The 16,800-nt window shown below is 27.7% G+C and carries 14 protein-coding genes and 1 other RNA gene; 7 read left to right on the forward strand and 8 right to left on the reverse strand.

Features of this window, described 5'->3' with window-relative positions; genetic code table 11:
- Positions 1–18 precede the first annotated feature (18 nt).
- From ACYPV9_RS07565 to ACYPV9_RS07585, 5 genes are all read right to left on the reverse strand, one after another.
- On the reverse strand, positions 19–1,632 hold the full coding sequence (locus ACYPV9_RS07565) for an amidohydrolase (RefSeq protein ID WP_459742752.1): 1,614 nt from the start codon (positions 1,630–1,632) through the stop codon (positions 19–21).
- Between the two features lie 3 nt (positions 1,633–1,635).
- Positions 1,636–1,998 carry a DoxX family protein gene (locus ACYPV9_RS07570; protein ID WP_459742754.1) on the reverse strand — a complete coding sequence of 121 codons (363 nt, stop codon included), beginning with the start codon at positions 1,996–1,998 and terminating at the stop codon, positions 1,636–1,638.
- 2 nt (positions 1,999–2,000) lie between these two features.
- Positions 2,001–3,431 carry a M20/M25/M40 family metallo-hydrolase gene (locus ACYPV9_RS07575; protein ID WP_459742756.1) on the reverse strand — a complete coding sequence of 477 codons (1,431 nt, stop codon included), beginning with the start codon at positions 3,429–3,431 and terminating at the stop codon, positions 2,001–2,003.
- 94 nt (positions 3,432–3,525) lie between these two features.
- On the reverse strand, positions 3,526–5,289 hold the full coding sequence (locus tag ACYPV9_RS07580) for a TonB-dependent receptor (protein ID WP_459742758.1): 1,764 nt from the start codon (positions 5,287–5,289) through the stop codon (positions 3,526–3,528).
- Positions 5,289–8,327 (reverse strand): tetratricopeptide repeat protein, encoded by a 3,039-nt coding sequence (locus ACYPV9_RS07585; protein WP_459742760.1) that lies wholly within the window; start codon positions 8,325–8,327, stop codon positions 5,289–5,291. The genes ACYPV9_RS07580 and ACYPV9_RS07585 overlap by 1 nt, the downstream gene beginning before the upstream one ends.
- 160 nt (positions 8,328–8,487) lie before the next feature.
- On the opposite strand from ACYPV9_RS07585, the gene ACYPV9_RS07590 reads away from it, so the two are divergent.
- Genes ACYPV9_RS07590 through ACYPV9_RS07600 form a run of 3 tightly spaced genes read left to right on the forward strand, consistent with a single transcriptional unit; the run spans position 8,488 to position 10,857 of the window.
- Positions 8,488–9,174, forward strand: coding sequence for a cell division ATP-binding protein FtsE (locus ACYPV9_RS07590; protein ID WP_299064840.1), 687 nt, complete (start codon positions 8,488–8,490; stop codon positions 9,172–9,174).
- Positions 9,174–10,052 carry a glycosyltransferase family 2 protein gene (locus ACYPV9_RS07595; protein ID WP_459742762.1) on the forward strand — a complete coding sequence of 293 codons (879 nt, stop codon included), beginning with the start codon at positions 9,174–9,176 and terminating at the stop codon, positions 10,050–10,052. The genes ACYPV9_RS07590 and ACYPV9_RS07595 overlap by 1 nt, the downstream gene beginning before the upstream one ends.
- Positions 10,045–10,857: a 2OG-Fe(II) oxygenase gene (locus ACYPV9_RS07600; protein ID WP_459742764.1), complete on the forward strand. Its 813-nt coding sequence runs from the start codon at positions 10,045–10,047 to the stop codon at positions 10,855–10,857. Before ACYPV9_RS07595 ends, ACYPV9_RS07600 begins: the two co-directional genes overlap by 8 nt.
- On the opposite strand, the gene ACYPV9_RS07605 is transcribed toward ACYPV9_RS07600, so the two are convergent.
- Both ACYPV9_RS07605 and ssrA read right to left on the reverse strand, forming a co-directional pair.
- Positions 10,858–11,943, reverse strand: coding sequence for a glycosyltransferase (locus tag ACYPV9_RS07605; RefSeq protein ID WP_459742766.1), 1,086 nt, complete (start codon positions 11,941–11,943; stop codon positions 10,858–10,860).
- 727 nt (positions 11,944–12,670) lie between these two features.
- Positions 12,671–13,064, reverse strand: a transfer-messenger RNA (tmRNA) gene (ssrA, locus tag ACYPV9_RS07610).
- Positions 13,065–13,250: 186 nt separating this feature from the next.
- Here ssrA and ACYPV9_RS07615 point away from each other — a divergent pair.
- Genes ACYPV9_RS07615 through ACYPV9_RS07630 form a run of 4 tightly spaced genes read left to right on the forward strand, consistent with a single transcriptional unit; the run spans position 13,251 to position 16,194 of the window.
- Entirely contained in the window at positions 13,251–13,463 is a 213-nt protein-coding gene (locus tag ACYPV9_RS07615; protein ID WP_459742768.1) for a hypervirulence associated TUDOR domain-containing protein, read from the forward strand.
- 50 nt (positions 13,464–13,513) lie between these two features.
- Positions 13,514–14,719, forward strand: coding sequence for an NAD(P)-dependent oxidoreductase (locus ACYPV9_RS07620; protein WP_299064845.1), 1,206 nt, complete (start codon positions 13,514–13,516; stop codon positions 14,717–14,719).
- Positions 14,719–14,943 carry a DUF3820 family protein gene (locus ACYPV9_RS07625; RefSeq protein WP_299064846.1) on the forward strand — a complete coding sequence of 75 codons (225 nt, stop codon included), beginning with the start codon at positions 14,719–14,721 and terminating at the stop codon, positions 14,941–14,943. Before ACYPV9_RS07620 ends, ACYPV9_RS07625 begins: the two co-directional genes overlap by 1 nt.
- Positions 14,944–14,982: 39 nt before the next feature.
- Entirely contained in the window at positions 14,983–16,194 is a 1,212-nt protein-coding gene (locus ACYPV9_RS07630) for a mechanosensitive ion channel family protein (protein ID WP_459742771.1), read from the forward strand.
- Here the strand turns inward: ACYPV9_RS07630 and ACYPV9_RS07635 are convergent.
- Complete coding sequence (locus ACYPV9_RS07635) at positions 16,191–16,754, reverse strand: hypothetical protein (protein WP_459742773.1); 564 nt, start codon at positions 16,752–16,754, stop codon at positions 16,191–16,193. The two genes, ACYPV9_RS07630 and ACYPV9_RS07635, sit on opposite strands and share 4 nt — an antisense overlap.
- Positions 16,755–16,800 lie beyond the last annotated feature (46 nt).

Genomic DNA, 16,800 nt, shown 5'->3' on the forward strand with positions numbered 1-16,800 from the left:
ACAAATATAGGTTGATTTTTAATATACTTTTTCACCATTTAAATAAGTTGCTATCACTTTCGTTTTAGGTATTTTCTCTCCTTCAATTTGCATAATGTCTTGATTTAAAATTACAAAATCTGCAAATTTACCTACTTCAATAGAACCTTTTTCTTCTTCTTCGAAATTAGAGTACGCAGCCCAAATTGTCATGCCTTTTAGAGTTTCTTCTCTTGTTAATGCATTTTCCATTTGAAAACCTTCCTCAGGATAATTTTCTAAATCTTTTCTTATAGTGGCAGCATAAAAAGTTAAAAAAGGATTTACTTGTTCTACAGGGAAATCTGTACCCAAAGTAATTTTGCCATATTTATTCAATAAGTCTTTAAAAGCGTAAGCTCCTTTCATTCTTTTTTCTCCGATTCTATCTTCTGCCCAATACATATCTGATGTTGCATGTGTTGGTTGCACAGACGGAATTATATTTTCAAAATAAGAGAAATCATCTTCAGAAATAATTTGAGCATGTTCAATTCTCCAACGTCTATTTTTTGCATCTTTTAATACTTCTTTATAGGTTTTAAGCATCCAAGTATTAGCAGAATCTCCAATTGCATGCGTGTTCATTTGATAATCTGAAGCTGCAATTTGTTTTGCAATTTCTTGATATCTTTCTGGCGAGTATATTAAAGCTCCGAAATGATTGTCTCTATCAGAATAAGATGTTCTCATTGCTGCACCTCTAGATCCTAGAGCACCATCTCCATACACTTTAAAAGAACGAACGTTTAATTTTTCTGTTTTAATGATTCCTTTGTTAATGTAATAGTCAATTTGCTCTTGTTTGTCTCCTGATACCATTGCATAAATACGCATTTTAAGCGCGTTTTCTTTCTGAAGACTGTCTATTAACTCGATAGCACTTCTGTCTAAACCAGCATCATCAACTGTAGTTAAACCATAAGAAAAAGATATTTTTTGAGCATCTAATAAACCTTGTGTTGCTTCTTCTAAAGATGCTGATGGAAATTTGATGAAATCCATAGCAGCATCAATTAAAACACCTGTCATTTTACCATCTTTTATTATAATTTCTCCACCAGAAACTTTTGTGTCTTTTGTAATACCTGCTAAATCGATGGCTGCTTGGTTTACTAATAATGCGTGTCCATCAACTCTGCCAACTGCAACAGGTGTTTCAGGAAATAAAGCATCCAACTTTTCTTTTGTCGGAAATTCTTTTATTTCCCAATCATTTTGATCCCATCCACGACCCGTAATAAAACTTGTGTTTTTTTCTTTCTGAAAAGCAACAATTTTCTCTAAAACTTCATCATAACTTTTTGTGTCTTCTAAAGAAACTTTTTGTTGTTGTAAACCCATTCTAAAAAAATGACAATGTGCGTCAATTAAACCAGGAACAATTGTTTGGTTTTGAGCATCAACTATTTTTTTAGATTCGTATTTACCTTTAATTTCGTCGTTATTACCAACAGCAACAAACAAACCGTCTTTAATAGCAAATGCTTCTGCTTTGTTAAAATCGTTATTTACAGTATAAGTGTTAGAATTAAAAACAATTAAATCTACTGGCTCTTTTTTACAAGAGAAAATTGAAATTAGGGTGAAAATTAAGATTAATTTTTTATTCATTTTTTAAGTATTAAGATAGATTAAATAGATGCAATACATTAAAAGAAATTGTAGCGGAATTCTAACGTATGCAATTTTTTTGGATCCTATTGCGGGTCTAATTTTAGTAGCATCCCAAATATGAATTGGTAAAAAGATTACCAATAATATAAAAATTCCTATGGATGCATTTTTTACTGTACTCGAAAAAAATAATCCTAAACCAAGGAGAAATTCTAAAGCACCAAAAACATAATTTACCAATAATTTTGGTAGAAATTCTGGTATAAAATGTTTGAAAATTTTAGGTTTAATAATGTGCATTATTCCTGCAAAGCAAAATAAAATTCCGAATAAAACTCTTAAAATAATTACAGTTGTTTCCATTTTTAAGGTTTCACAATTTGATTATTGTATAAGTATTTATCCATTAGATAAACAATACTAGCCATAGATGCGCTACCTAACTCTAGTTCTCTTTTATTTACTTTATCAAACGTGTCTCTGCTTGTGTGATGATAATCAAAATAACGCTGACTATCTGGTCTGTAACCAACCAAAGTTACATTTTCTGCTTGTAGCGGTGCAATATCTGCACCAGAACCACCTTTGACTAAATCGTGTAATCCGTAAGGAGATAGTAGTTTTTTCCAGCTTTGTAGTAATGCTGTATTAGAATCGTTTGCTTGTATAGAAAAACCTCTCGGGGTATGTCCGCCAGCATCAGATTCTAAACCACCAATATGCATTTCTTTGTTCAGTTTGGCTAATTCTGCATATTTTTTTGCTCCGCGAGTTCCATTTTCTTCATTCATATAAAAAACAATTCTGATAGTGTTTTTTGGTTTGATGTTGTTTTTCTTAAATAAATAAGCAACTTCTAAAGATTGTACAATTCCGGTTCCGTCATCATGAGCACCTTCACCTAAATCCCAAGAATCTAAATGACCGCCAACAACAAAAATATTTTCTGGTGTTTCTGTTCCTTTAATTTCTCCGACTACATTAAAAGAAGGAGCATCTGGTAACGTTTCACAACTTTGCTTAAAATAGAATTTTAAATTTGGATTTTTTTGCAAATCTTCACTTAAAATATTAGCAGCTTTACTACTTATTGCAGCAGCAGGAATGTGTAGTTCTTTTGGTAAATCATTATATGTCATTGTTCCTGTATGCGGATAATCATCTACAGAATTTGTCATAGAACGAACAATTACACCTTTTGCACCATATTTACCACATACTGCTGCACCTTGTACTCTTTGATCTACACAACCACCATAAGCGCCAAATGTATTTATTAAAGTATTATCAAAAGGTCTATTAAAAAATACAATTTTACCTTCCATTTTATTACCAAGTTTTTCTGCTTCTTCCAAAGATTTTACTTCTAAAACTTCTGCTAAAACACCAGTTTGAGGGGTTGCAACTGAAAAACCTAATGCACAAATAGCAACATTTTTTTGAACTCCGTTAGTTGTATAAGTTGCAATCTCTTTTTCGCCTCTAACCCAATGTGGTACCATTAACGGTTGTAACCAAACAGAGTCTAAACCTACTTCTTTCATTAATTTTTCTCCCCAAATTACAGCTTGTTCAGCTTCTTTAGAACCAGATAATCTACCACCAATATTTTGCGTTAAATCTCTTAACCATTCATAAGATTTACCTTGCGTTAAAGCGCTATTAAAAAGTGTTTTTATTTTAGTAGAATCTATTTTTTCTTCAGAAGAAAGTGCGTTATTAATTTCTTTTTCTTGTGTTTTATTACAAGATATAATTAATAATGATAGTGTAATTAGATATATTATTTTTTTCATGTTTGTAGAATAATTTAAGAATTGTTAAAGCTACAAAAATGAATTGAGAAAATTATTTGTTTATCACTCGAAAGTATTACAAGAAAAAGATGATTTAAAAATCAAACTTATAAGTAAAACCAGCCAAGACCTGAAACCCCTGAGTTTTAAAATTTGCAAATCTTTGATAACTTGTATTTAGCACATTATTCAATTTAAGAAAAGCAGAGAATTTATCATTAAAATGATAACCACCATCTAAATTTACATCAAAAAATGAATCTAAAGTTTGTATGCCTCTTAAACTAGATGGAAATTCTGCGTTATACAAAGCATCCATTCTTTCATCAACATAAAAAATATTTGCAGTAGCATACCACTTTGTTTTTTTATACTTTGCTAAAAAAGCACCTTGTAAACTTGGTAAGTTCCAACTTTCTAATGCGTTTAACGTTGTATAGTTTTTTACTTCAACTTGAGTTGAGAAAGTAAGGTTTTTGTTAAAAAGATATTCAAATTCAGCAAAAATAGTATTCGATTTAATGTCGTCATAAAATATTCTATAAGAATTTCCGTATTCATAACCTTTTAATTGCTCACCGTTATTTGATGTATTTGTTCCGTTAGATTTGGTGTTATTTCTTAAAAATAGAGGTTTGTCTTCTTCTTTTACCGCACTAGCTTTAATGTTGTAACTTATACTTTTAGTAATATTTCCTTTTAAACCTAGAAAAACATTTGAAGACTCTGCTGTTTGAGTTATAAAAAGAGTAGGAGATACATAAGGATTAAGTTCTGTAAAGTTTTTGTATGTATTTGTTTCTAAATTACCAGTTAACCCCGTGTAAAAATTTACATATTGTTTAAAAATTGGGGTTTGTAAAAACAAATCTGGAAACATAAAAAAGTTTGTAATATCATTTTCCGTATCAACAGAAACAAATGTTCTTAAACTAGCTTTTAAAATTAAATTGCCAAATTCATGTTTATATTCTGGTATTAATTTAGCGGTTATTGTATTGTAATTTATTCCGCCAGAATTGTCATAACTTTCAGAAAAATTACCATTTAAAACTTCTACGCCAGCATCAAAAGAAATAGTGTTTAAATTATAATTTATAAAGTCTAAAGGAAAATCTAATTTTGCATTAAAACTCGCGTAAATTTCTGAACTATTATATTTATCGGTAAAATAAGAAGCTGTTACCTTACCAAAATCAATATAAGAATCATGAAATTTAAAATCTCCTGTTGTTTTAAAATAAGTATAATTTTGATTTTCTTCTATAGCATTAATTACAGCTTCATTATAAAGAACATCTGTAGGTAAACCATACCAGTTATAATGATTTCTTTCGATGTCTAAACCAACTTTCCAATCGAAATATCTTTCTTCTTTTTTAAAAAATGCCGAAGATTTAAAATTTAGAAAAGTGCTATTTAATTTAGTGTCTTTTATGTTTTCTTCAGATGAATTAAACTTTGCGTGTACACCATATTCGTCATTAAATCTTGTGCTGTTATAAATAAATAATTCGGCATACGGACTTATGTAATTCCCAATTCCTGCAGCAAAATAATTATTATATACTCTTTCTTTTACACCCACATTTATACCTTTTACAACACCTGTTTTAGGTGTAAATGTAGAGGCAACAGGCGCAGAAAATATAGAATATTCTAATTTTTTCTTATCATTTTTTTTAAGTAATTGAATTGCAGGATTGTTTTTAATTTTTTTTACATCAGCAATTTTAGGGTTGTATTTAGTAACAACATTTACTATTTCTGTTTCTACTACAGTATCTTTCTTTTTCTCTTGCGCTTTTGCAGAGAAAACAACCAATAAAACTATAATTAATAAAAAGCTTCTTTTCATTAGTTCTTCTTTTCTGGTGTTACGGAGTTGTTTGTTTTGGCTTCGTTTTCTCTTATGGTATTTAATTCTAATTGTGCATCTTTTACAATGTCATCAAACTGTTTAAAGTTTTTAATTACATTTTCTAAAACAAAAGTAGCTTGATAAACATCATTTAAACCATAATAATTTTTACCCATTATAACATAACTTTTTACAGCCCAATATTTATAATTAGCATAGTTAGCTATTAACTTTTGCACAACTTTATTAGATTCTTTATATAGTTTCTGCTCATTTTTAAAGTAAGCATTGTAAAAAAGAGCTTCTGCTTTTACTTCTCCAGTGGCAGTTACTTCTATTTCTGTGTAATATTCTTCTGCAGTTCTTAAATCGTTGCTTTTAAAAGAAGATCTAGCAATTATTTTTTTAGCATCGTTACTTATTGTAGCATCAAGTTTGTCTTTTTGTAAGATTTTTTTGGCGTACTCAATAGCAAAATCATAAGCTTCTGTTTCATAATATCCTTTCATTAAATTACTTTGTGCAAAGAGGATGTTTTCGGTAACATATGCTTCTTCTTCTAATCTATCTAAAAGAGGTAAAGCTGTATTAAAATCGTTTTGGTTTAAATAAATTTGAGACAACTTATTTAAAGAATCTTCTGTATAATCAGATGTATCTTCATTTATAATAAACTCGAAATAAGGAATCGATTTTTTATATTCTTTCACTTGAAATAAAACATCTGCTAAATAATAATTTGCCTTAATAATATGAGTTCCTTTAGGAAAATCTCTAATGTATTTCTGAAGACTATTTATAATATCGTCTCCTTTTTTTGATTCTAAATATTTTTTTTCTGCAACTGCAAAAGTAGTATTGTCTAACTCAGAACTGGTGATATTAATAAATTTTAAAGTTGCAACCCAATTCACATAATCTTCTAAATTTCCTTCTTCTATATATACGTTTCTTGCATTTGCAACCGCTTCTAAAGCGTCTGGAGAATTCGGGAATTTAGCTGCCACATCTTTATATTTCATTAAAGATTGCATATTTAAGTTGTCGTTAAAGTAAAGCAACCCTTGCCTTAGCAAAGCTCTAGAAACAAAAGTACTTTTGGGATGTTTTTCAATTAAACGATCATATGCAATATGTGCATTTTTATGATCTTTTATTTTGGTATACGTATTTCCTAATTGATATAAAGCATCATCTTTTAAGTTAGAAACTTGATAGTTGTTTATTACTTTTTTTAAAGCTGATATTTTTTCCTCATTCTTGTCTATAAAACCGTAACTCATACCTATTTGATACTGTGCATAATCTGCGCCAAGGCCAAAATTATCGGTAACATTTTTATAAGTAGCAATGGCGTTTGTATAATTTGTAGTTGCAAAATAACTATCTGCCAATCGAATTAAAGCATCGTACTTTAAATTGTTTGAAATACTATCTCTTTTAAGAAATTTTGTAAAAGAATTAGCTGCGTTTTCGTATTGTTTTAGTTTAAATTGACTATAACCAATGTTATAATCTAATCTAGAAAATTCGCTGATATTTTTTGAACTAGACTCGCTTTTTATAGAAATAAATTTCGACAATGCATCTTTATAATTTTCTAATAGATATAAAGTTTCTGCTTGCCAATATTTTGCTCTTTGGTTTATTTGATTAATTTTCGATTTTTTTGCTTCAATAAAGAATGGAATAGATTCTGTTAATTTGTTTTCATTAAATAATTGTATACCTCTGTAAAGGGATACTTCATAAATAAGTGCAATATTTTCTTCAGATTTTTTTTCTGATAAAAATGCTAAAGCACCTTTATAATCTTGCTGGTTTAAGAACGATGAAACTACTAGTTGGTTAATTTCTTTGTATGATTTCGACTTAGGATAATTTTTTAAATAATTTTGTAAAACTTGAGCAACAGGTTCAAAAGGGTTTCCTTCTTCGTAACTAAGTTTAGCATAATTTAAAGCTGCATCTTGTTTTATGTTTTTATCGAAATCCATTAAAGAAGCAGATTTAAATGCGTTTAAAGCTGCACTTTTATTATCTAATTTCATGTAACATTCACCTAAATGATAATATGCATTTTGAGAAACTGAATTTTTTTGATCGATAATTTTATTAAAGTTATTTACAGCATTTTCAAAATCGTTTTGTTTGTAATACGCATATCCTAATTGGTAAAAATCGGTGTTATTCCATTTACCTTTTGTGCCTTTATAAGCTTTTAAATAAGGTATAGATTCTGCATATTTATTTAAATTAAAATAACTTTCTCCAATAATTTTAGCAACATCAGATTTTAATTTTCTTTCTATTGTTGGGTATAACTCTAAACCAACTTTAATGCATCGTTTAAATTTACCTGCTTTAAAACTAATGTCTAATAAATAATAAGTAATTTCTGCTCTGTAAGATTCGTCGTCTGCAATTTCTTTTAAGGTAGACTCTGCAATACCATAATCTTCTAATTTGTATGAAATAAATCCGAAGTAATATCTCGAATCATTACCATATTTTGCATCATTAATTAATGGTAAAAATCGTGCTTTGGCTAATTGTAAATTATTTGTAGCTAAAAAACAATAACCCATTTTAAAATTAAGTTCTTTTTTATTTTCTTTAGAAAGTTTATCTACATCTACTTTCTGAAACCATTTTAAGGCATAAGCTGCTTTTTTATTAGCAAAATAGTAGTTTGCTACATTGTAAAAAGCAATATTTTTTTTATTACTGTTTGGGTTTTCTTCAACAAAAGTTAATACCTTTTTATCTGCATCTGCTCGGTTTAATTTTATTGCAGACATTGCTTCGTAATACCTTGCATCAGATTTTAAATTAGAACCAACACTTGCGTCTTGGGCAACTTTATTAAAAGTTTTAAAAGCGGCAGCATAAGCTTTAGAGTTGTATAATTTTAATGCATTATTATACGTTGTTAAATTTGTAGCATCAGCAATTGTTTGTTGTGAAAAACAATGATTACTGCATAAAAAGATGCAAAAAGAAAGAATCAGTTTTGTTAAAAAACGATATTTCATAGAGTTATATTTATTCTCAAAAGTGATAACGAATAATTTTTTATTTTGTTGGATGGGGGAAGAAATATTATTTCATTTTAAATCAAAAATAAGAATTGTTGTCAATTCATAGTTAAAAAATCAATAGAAACTTTTAAGTTTGTAGAAACTACTTATTCCTATGAAAAATCATGTTTTACAATTAGAAAATGCAGAAATTTACCAAAGAGATAATTTAGTGCTTTCTAAAGTTAATTTAACCATTAATAAAGGCGATTTCTATTATTTAATAGGAAAAACTGGTAGTGGTAAAAGTAGCTTAATGAAAACTTTATACGGTGATTTACAATTGCAAAAAGGTACGGGAAACATTGTAGATTTTGATTTAAAAAAGTTAAAAGAAAAACAAATTCCGTTTTTAAGAAGAAAAATAGGAATTGTTTTTCAGGATTTTAAACTTTTAAACGATAGAAATGTTTTTGATAATCTAAAATTTGTTTTAAAAGCAACAGGCTGGAAAGATAAAGAACAGATGAAAGAAAAAATTTATGAAGTATTAGATAAAGTTGGATTAAAATCTAAATACTTAAAAAAACCTTTCGAACTTTCTGGCGGAGAACAACAAAGAGTTGCTATTGCAAGAGCTCTTTTAAATGATCCTGAATTAATTTTAGCAGACGAACCAACAGGTAATTTAGATCCGAAAACTTCTATGGAAGTCATGCAACTTTTGAATGAAATACATAAAAGTGGTAAAACAATTTTAATGGCAACTCACGATTACCAATTAATTGTAAAGTTTAAACAAAAAACTTTAAAATGTGAAGGTGGCGAGTTGTTTGAAGTTGCCCAACAAGCAAGTGTTTAATGCTTTCTGTATTAATACCAACATATAATTACAATGCATTTAAATTAGTTAAAAGTATTCACAAACAACTAGTATTAGAAAGAATCTCTTTCGAAATAATTTGTTTTGATGATGGATCTAACTCTTCTATTAATTTAAAGAATAGAGAAATAAATACACTTTCTAACGCAACTTTTACAGCTTTTAAGAAGAATGTTGGTAGAAGTGCAATTCGTAATTTATTAGCAGAAAAAGCTACATTTAATTGGTTGCTTTTTTTAGATGCAGATGTTTTACCAATAAAAACTAACTTTATAAGAAATTATAGTAAATATTTTAATTCTGATAAAACTGTTTTTTGTGGCGGAATTAAATATGAACATTTACCCAAAAACAAAAAGTATTTAAGATACAAATACGGAAAAAAAAATGAAGAAATTTCTTTAAAAAAACGAACAGAGAATCCTTCTAAGTATTTTTTCACTTCTAATTTTTTAATTCAGAAAGAAGTTTTTTTAAAAATTAAATTTGAAGAAAAATTGGTTGATTACGGTAGAGAAGATTTACTTTTTTCTTTGGATTTAATAAAGCAAGGTTACAAAATAAAGCAAATAGCAAACGAAGTTTATCATTTGGGTATTGATGACAATACACTTTTTATTAAAAAGACAAAAAAGGCGATGAGAAATTTAATTTTCTTAGAAAAAAGTAATTTGATAAATCCTGATAATTTACAATTATTAAAGCTAATTAATAAAATTTCTAAATTTAAGTCATTAAGAGTAGTTGCTTTTTTACAACCTTTTTTTGAGAATTCAGCAAAGAATAAATCATCAGTATTTTTTTTAAATTGTATGAAAGTAAGTTACCTCTGTCAACTAAAATTAAAAGATGAATAGAACCGAAATTGCAAATTTAATTTTAAGAAATTTAGTTGAGAAAAAAGATGTTTTAAAAAAGCAGTTTTTATCTTCAAAAGGTGGAATTGGTTATTTTTATCTAGATAATTTATTGCCAGAAGATTTGGCTTTAGAAATCTATCATAAATTTCCAAATACAAAAGCAACTGTTAAGAAAAAAAACTTAAGAGAATTTAAATTTACAGCTTATCAGATGAATAAGTATGATACAATTTTAGAAGAAATTGTTTATGCTTTTCAAGATAAAAGAGTTGTAAAATTAGTTGGTGAAATTTGTGAATTAAAAGATTTAGAAGGTGATGAGAATCTGTATGCAGGTGGTTTATCTTTAATGGAAAAAGATAATTTTCTGAATCCGCATTTAGATAATTCTCATGACAAGGATAGAAATAAATGGCGCGTATTAAACTTACTTTACTATGTTTCACCAAACTGGAAACTAGAAAATGGTGGTAATTTAGAGTTATGGCCAAAAGGTTTAAAAGAACCTCAAATAACCATAGTTAGCAAGTTTAATAGATTAGTTGTAATGTCTACGCATAATAATTCTTGGCACTCTGTAAGTAAAGTTTTAAAAGATGATGTTAGAAATTGTGTTTCTAATTATTATTTTTCTAATACTCCTTTTTTAATTTCAGATACTTTTCATGTAACTACTTTTAGAGGTAGGTCTTCAGAAAAAATTAAAGATATTTTATTGCGTTTAGATAATGGGTTTCGTGGAAGTTTACGAAAAATTTTTAAGAAAGGAGTTCGAGAAAATCCACATCAATATAAAAAGTAATTACTCTAAATTTTCAAAAATTTGTATTAAATCAGTTTCCTGGTTTTCCCAAATCAATTCTTTTTTTGCGGTTTTTATAGATACTAAATAATCATTTTCTAACATTTGTTGAATTTGTTTTGCAATAATTGCAGGCTTTCTATTTTTTAGAACTTCACCTACATTATATTTAGAAACAATAGCTTTCATTTCTGGTAAGTCGGAAACTAAAACAGGGACATTTGCTTGAATGTAATCGAATATTTTATTAGGTAATGCGTATTTGTAATTTAATCCTAAATCTTCTTCAACACTAATACCTAAATCTGCTAAAGGTGTTAATTCTGCTAATTCTGCAGGAGTTTTTCTACCTAATAAAAAAACTTTTTTTTCTAATTTTTCTGATGCTATCTTTAATTTTAAATTTAGAAACTCATCACCATCTCCAATGATAACAAAAATATAATTATCTAATAGTTTTACAGTTTCTATCATTAATTGTATTCCTCTACCAATGTTCGTTGCTCCTTGATATAAGATGATTTTTTGATTTTTTGTATCAAAATTGAAACTCCCTTTTTTTAATTCTTTTTGAAAAGGTAAATTTTTAATAGTTTTAAAATTAGTTTGATATTTATTTTGATAATGTTTTGCAATGCTATCACAAACTGTATAATTATTTTTTAATTTAGGTATTATTTTATCTTCCAAAGTCATCCATAATCTTTTAACTTTTGGTCTATGAACTAGTTCTGGTATTTCAGAAAAAAGTTCGTGACTGTCAAATACTAGTTTTTTGTTTTGAAGTTTACTAATAAGATAATTGGGTAATAAAGTATCTATATCATTAGCTAATAAATAGTTTTTTTTAGAAAACAATAAGTATAGGAATAACCTTAAATTAAATTCTGCGTAAAATAGAAATCCATTGTTAAATAGAAGTTTAAATCTTTTTGTTTTATAATTTCTTGAAAGACTTTTGCTGTTCTTTAATTTTCTACCAATTAAAATAACATCGAAATTATTTTCCGATAGTGTTTTACAAACCTTTGCAACTCTTTGGTCGGTAGATAAATCGTTAGTAACAGAGATAAGTATTCTTTTCAATTTTTACTAGAATTTTAATGCAAGATAATTTAAAACAGATTAATATATTTTATCTATTTATTTTTTAACTTATGATATTGATATACTGTCTTTTGTTATTGAAATAATAAAATACCTTCATTAAAATTATTATATTTTTACAAATAATATCTTAGAATTACTAAAATAATAATTATATTTGAGACAATTGCTTGTGATATTATAAGGAAAAGTTTTTACTAAACTAAAATTTAACCCCTAAAAACCCTATTAATGTCAAAATGCCCCACATGTAATTCTAATTACAGTAAAAGATCATCAAGAAACTTTTTTCAAAGAATTATACCTAAGTCAAGAGTTTTTAAATGTTTTCATTGTAAGACTAAAGTTCTAAAAGTGCCTTATTTGTTTTCTGAGTTCGTTATTAAAAAAGGAAAGCAATTAGAAAGAGGTATTCAAATTATTAATTAAAGAAACATGTTTTTTTATATTTAATTTTAAAAGACAATTATGAGTAAATGCCCCTCATGCGATTCTGGTTTTAGAAAAAGAATAACAAGAAATTCTTATTTAAGATTATTGTTTAGAGCTAAAATTTATAAATGTCACGAATGTAAGGTTAAATACATAAGAATTCCGTTTCTATCAACATCAATAATTATAAAAAAAGGAATCACTAAGAACAATTGTAAAAAGAAAAGTTGAATTAAAAAACCTCTAATTTATCTAAATTAGAGGTTTTTTTTATTTGTGGAGACGCCGAGAATCGAACTCGGGTCCAAACAAGCAGCCAAAAAGCTTTCTACATATTTAGTTCTTTCTTAATTTTCGATCTAAAGCTGATTAAGAACAATCCACTTTAAACTTAACTTTTTTAGTTTCAAAAACCTGGCAAAGTAACAGGTTTTCTATGTCTATTTTTACGATGCCCAAAAGTGAAACGCCATAAACCAAGGCTTTTCGTGGACATAAAGCTTGCACACCTTGTGTGCCGAGGCTAATTCTACTATGATTCGAATTATGCAGCTAAAGCGTAGTTATCTTCGCCGTTTAAAAAGTTGAAATTAGGTTTTACGAGTGTTATTTCATAACTCGATATGCTTACAAATTCACTGACCTTGCTGTCAAAACCAGTCGTCCCCAATATTTCAAAGAGCTGTAATAAGAATACAATAATTAGACCAATCTATTTAAAAATTTCATTTTTTAATACTGATGAAACTTTGTAACTTGTCTTAGTTATTATTATTACAAGGTTGCAAAAATACAAAAACTTATAATTGTAACGCAAATTAGTTCTATTAATAGTAAATAAATTAAATATTATTATGATAAGAAAAGGTACAAAGGTAACTTGGAAATGGGGAAATGGTTCAGCAGAAGGTGAAGTAGTAGAAACATACTCTAAAAAAGTAACAAAAACCATCGATAACACTGAGATCGTTAGAAAAGGAGATGTTGGGAATAAAGCATTGTATATCAAGCAAAAAGATGGAAATGTTGTCTTGAAATTAGAAAGCGAAGTTGAAAGAGTAAACTAACTTTTTGTAGGTTCATATAAATAAAATATCTTCGAGCAAAACTAAAACGTATGAAATTCGGTATCATAAAAGAACGCAAAAACCCACCAGATAGAAGAGTCGTTTTTTCTCCTTCTAAATTAGAGCAATTTAAAAATATATATTCTGATGCTGAAATTGTAGTAGAAAGCTCTGATATACGTGTTTTTAGCGACCAAGCATATTCAGATTTAGGTTTTAAAGTCTTAGAAGATGTATCTAATTGTGATGTATTGTTAGGCGTAAAAGAAGTGCCAATTGATGCATTAATTCCTAATAAAAAGTATTTCTTTTTTAGTCATACAATTAAAAAACAACCCTATAATAGAGATTTATTGCAAGCTATTCTAGATAAAAATATCGAATTATACGACCATGAAACAATTATAAAGCAAAATGGTGCTCGTTTAATTGGTTTTGGTAGATACGCAGGTATAGTTGGTGCTTATAATGGTTTTAGAGCAATTGGTTTAAAAAATGAAACATTTAATTTGCCTAAAGCAGAAACCTTAGATAGCCAGCAAGAATTAATATCAGAATTAAAAAAAATAGCATTACCAAAAATAAAAATATTACTAACCGGTAATGGTAAAGTTGCATACGGAGCAAAAGAAATGTTAGATGCAATGCAAATTAAAGAAGTTTCTGTAAACGAATATTTAGAAAAAACTTTTGATGAAACTGTATACTGTTTAGCTGATGTGCTAGATTATAATAAACGAAAAGATGGTGAAATTATAGATAATTTCGATTTTTACAATCATCCAGAAAATTATGAATCTAATTTTATGCGTTTTGCAGAAGTAACGGATTTCTTTATTGCTGGTCATTTTTATGGAAATGGCGCGCCATATTTATTTACTAGAGAAGATGCAAAATCTAAAGATTTTAATATAAAATTTGTTGCAGATATTTCTTGTGATGTTGATGGTCCTGTTGCGTCAACAATTAAAGCATCAACTATTGCAGAACCTATTTACGGATACAACCCAGATACAGAATTAGAAGTAGATTATCAAGATAAAAATGCTATTGTGGTAATGGCTGTAGATAATTTACCATGTGAATTACCAAAAGATGCAAGTGAAGGTTTCGGAGAAATGTTTTTAGAAAATGTAATTCCTGCTTTTTTTAATAACGATAAAGATGGTGTTTTAGAAAGAGCAAAAATGACAGAAAACGGTAAGTTAACAAAACGTTTTTCTTATTTACAAGATTATGTAGATGGTAAAGAGTAATGATAGAAGATAGACAATTTCTAATAGATTTGGCGAAAATGAAAATGCCTTTTGGTAAGTATAAAGGAAGATTTTTAATAGATTTACCAGAACATTATATTGTTTGGTATAAGACAAAAGGGTTTCCAAATGGTAAATTGGGTAAACAAATGGAGTTAGTTTACGAGCTTCAATTAAATGGTTTAGAAGATATTATTAGAAAAATTCAACAAGAATATTCGTAATAATACATTATTTTTATATTATTAACACAATTGGTTATTATGACTTTAAAGTACATTTATTTTGGATTTGCAATTCTAGGTATTTTCCTTTTCTTCTTTCTTCTAAAGAAGTTTTTTAGATGGTTACAAACTAAATTAGATGCTTTAGATAGAAATGTGTTATTTAAGAAAAAAGAACTCTTAAACATCTTTAAATTTATAACACCTAGAAGAGAAAAACATATTTTAAAGTTTTCGGTTAGAGCATTAAGAATAGCAATTAGTATTTTTTTCTTAGTGGTTTATTTACCTTTTGTTTTTAGTTTTATACCAGAAACAAAAGAAGTTGCATCTACGGTTTTCGATTATGTTATGAAACCCGTTCAATTTATCGTAAGTGGTTTTTTGCAATTTATACCTGGTTTATTTTTTATTTTAGTAATTGTTTTTATCACTAAATACTTACTTAAATTTTTAAAGTATTTAACTGGTGAATTAGAAAGAGAAGCAGTAAGATTAGATGGTTTTCATGCAGATTGGGCAAAACCAACTTTTAATTTAATAAGAGTTGTAATTATAGCTTTTGCTGCGGTTATATGTTTTCCATATATACCAGGTTCACAATCAGATGCTTTTAAAGGAGTTTCAATATTTTTTGGAGTATTATTCTCTTTAGGATCAACAGCTGCAATTTCTAATATTGTTGCTGGTGTTGTAATTACTTACATGAGACCTTTTAAAGTTGGTGATAGAGTAGAAATAGGAAATACCGTTGGCGATGTAACGGAAAGAAGTTTATTAGTAACAAGGGTTAGAACTATAAAAAATTTAGATGTAACAGTTCCAAATTCTACGATTTTAGGAAATCATATAATTAATTTCAGTAAAAATGCGGCAGAAGAAGTTGGTGTTATTTTACATACTTCTGTTACTATTGGTTACGATGTTTCCAGCGGAGAAGTTATTAAAGCTTTGGTAAAGGGGGCAAAAAATACTGATATGATTTTAAAATCGCCAGAACCATTTGTATTAGTGAAAAGCTTAGATGATTTTTATATAAATTACGAAATAAATTGCCATACTAAAAATCCAGAAAAAGGAGCTGTAATTTACTCTTTATTACACGAAAGTATTAAAAATGAATTGCATAATGCGGGCATAGAAATTTTATCACCGCATTATAATGCGGTTAGAGATGGAAGTGTTTTAACCGTTCCGCCAGAAAATGTGCCAAAAGGATATGTGAAACCTGGATTTAAAGTAGAAAATTAATTTTTTTCGACCAAACCAAAAGCTGCATGTGCAATTGCCATAATTGTAAATGATGAATACCAATAACTTGGTATAATAAAGCAATACAAAGCTAATAGAATAGCTAAACCAATTAAAGCATATAATTTATTATTATCCTTACTCTTTAATAGAAATAACATAGAAGCATAACAGCATAGAAATACTGGTGTTAAAATATCTACATATCCGTAAAATTTTAAAATGAACAAGGCACTAAATCCTATTATTACTGCTAAAAAGTATTTTTTAAAAGCATTTTTACTTTGCTTATTCCATAATAAAGAACCTTCTTTTTTAACTTTCCTTTTTGCTCTAAAAAAAATAGCTAGAGAAGAAAACACCATAAAAACAGCAGCTAAACCAATAAAAAGAATTTCTAGTATTTGAGGACTTATAACACCTAAAGGATGATTTTCAATTAAAAAACCATCAATAATATACTTATAAGCATAAGCAAGTAAAAAAAAATAAAATCCTATTAGTATACTTGCGAACCCTCTTAAAAAAAAGTTGTTTTTAAAATTATCTTGCAATTGCATGGTTTCTCTTCTAAATTTTATAACTTTCGTAAAGATACAAAAAGAG

The sequence above is a fragment of the Polaribacter sp. OB-PA-B3 genome (assembly GCF_054589375.1).

Excerpts from the sequence above, each read along its gene's own strand:
- ACYPV9_RS07565 (WP_459742752.1), bottom strand. The coding sequence starts at position 1,632 with ATGAATAAAAAATTAATCTTAATTTTCACCCTAATTTCAATTTTCTCT.
- ACYPV9_RS07570 (WP_459742754.1), bottom strand. The coding sequence starts at position 1,998 with ATGGAAACAACTGTAATTATTTTAAGAGTTTTATTCGGAATTTTATTT.
- ACYPV9_RS07575 (WP_459742756.1), bottom strand. The coding sequence starts at position 3,431 with ATGAAAAAAATAATATATCTAATTACACTATCATTATTAATTATATCT.
- ACYPV9_RS07580 (WP_459742758.1), bottom strand. The coding sequence starts at position 5,289 with ATGAAAAGAAGCTTTTTATTAATTATAGTTTTATTGGTTGTTTTCTCT.
- ACYPV9_RS07585 (WP_459742760.1), bottom strand. The coding sequence starts at position 8,327 with ATGAAATATCGTTTTTTAACAAAACTGATTCTTTCTTTTTGCATCTTT.
- ACYPV9_RS07590 (WP_299064840.1), top strand. The coding sequence starts at position 8,488 with ATGAAAAATCATGTTTTACAATTAGAAAATGCAGAAATTTACCAAAGA.
- ACYPV9_RS07595 (WP_459742762.1), top strand. The coding sequence starts at position 9,174 with ATGCTTTCTGTATTAATACCAACATATAATTACAATGCATTTAAATTA.
- ACYPV9_RS07600 (WP_459742764.1), top strand. The coding sequence starts at position 10,045 with ATGAATAGAACCGAAATTGCAAATTTAATTTTAAGAAATTTAGTTGAG.
- ACYPV9_RS07615 (WP_459742768.1), top strand. The coding sequence starts at position 13,251 with ATGATAAGAAAAGGTACAAAGGTAACTTGGAAATGGGGAAATGGTTCA.
- ACYPV9_RS07620 (WP_299064845.1), top strand. The coding sequence starts at position 13,514 with ATGAAATTCGGTATCATAAAAGAACGCAAAAACCCACCAGATAGAAGA.
- ACYPV9_RS07625 (WP_299064846.1), top strand. The coding sequence starts at position 14,719 with ATGATAGAAGATAGACAATTTCTAATAGATTTGGCGAAAATGAAAATG.
- ACYPV9_RS07630 (WP_459742771.1), top strand. The coding sequence starts at position 14,983 with ATGACTTTAAAGTACATTTATTTTGGATTTGCAATTCTAGGTATTTTC.
- ACYPV9_RS07635 (WP_459742773.1), bottom strand. The coding sequence starts at position 16,754 with ATGCAATTGCAAGATAATTTTAAAAACAACTTTTTTTTAAGAGGGTTC.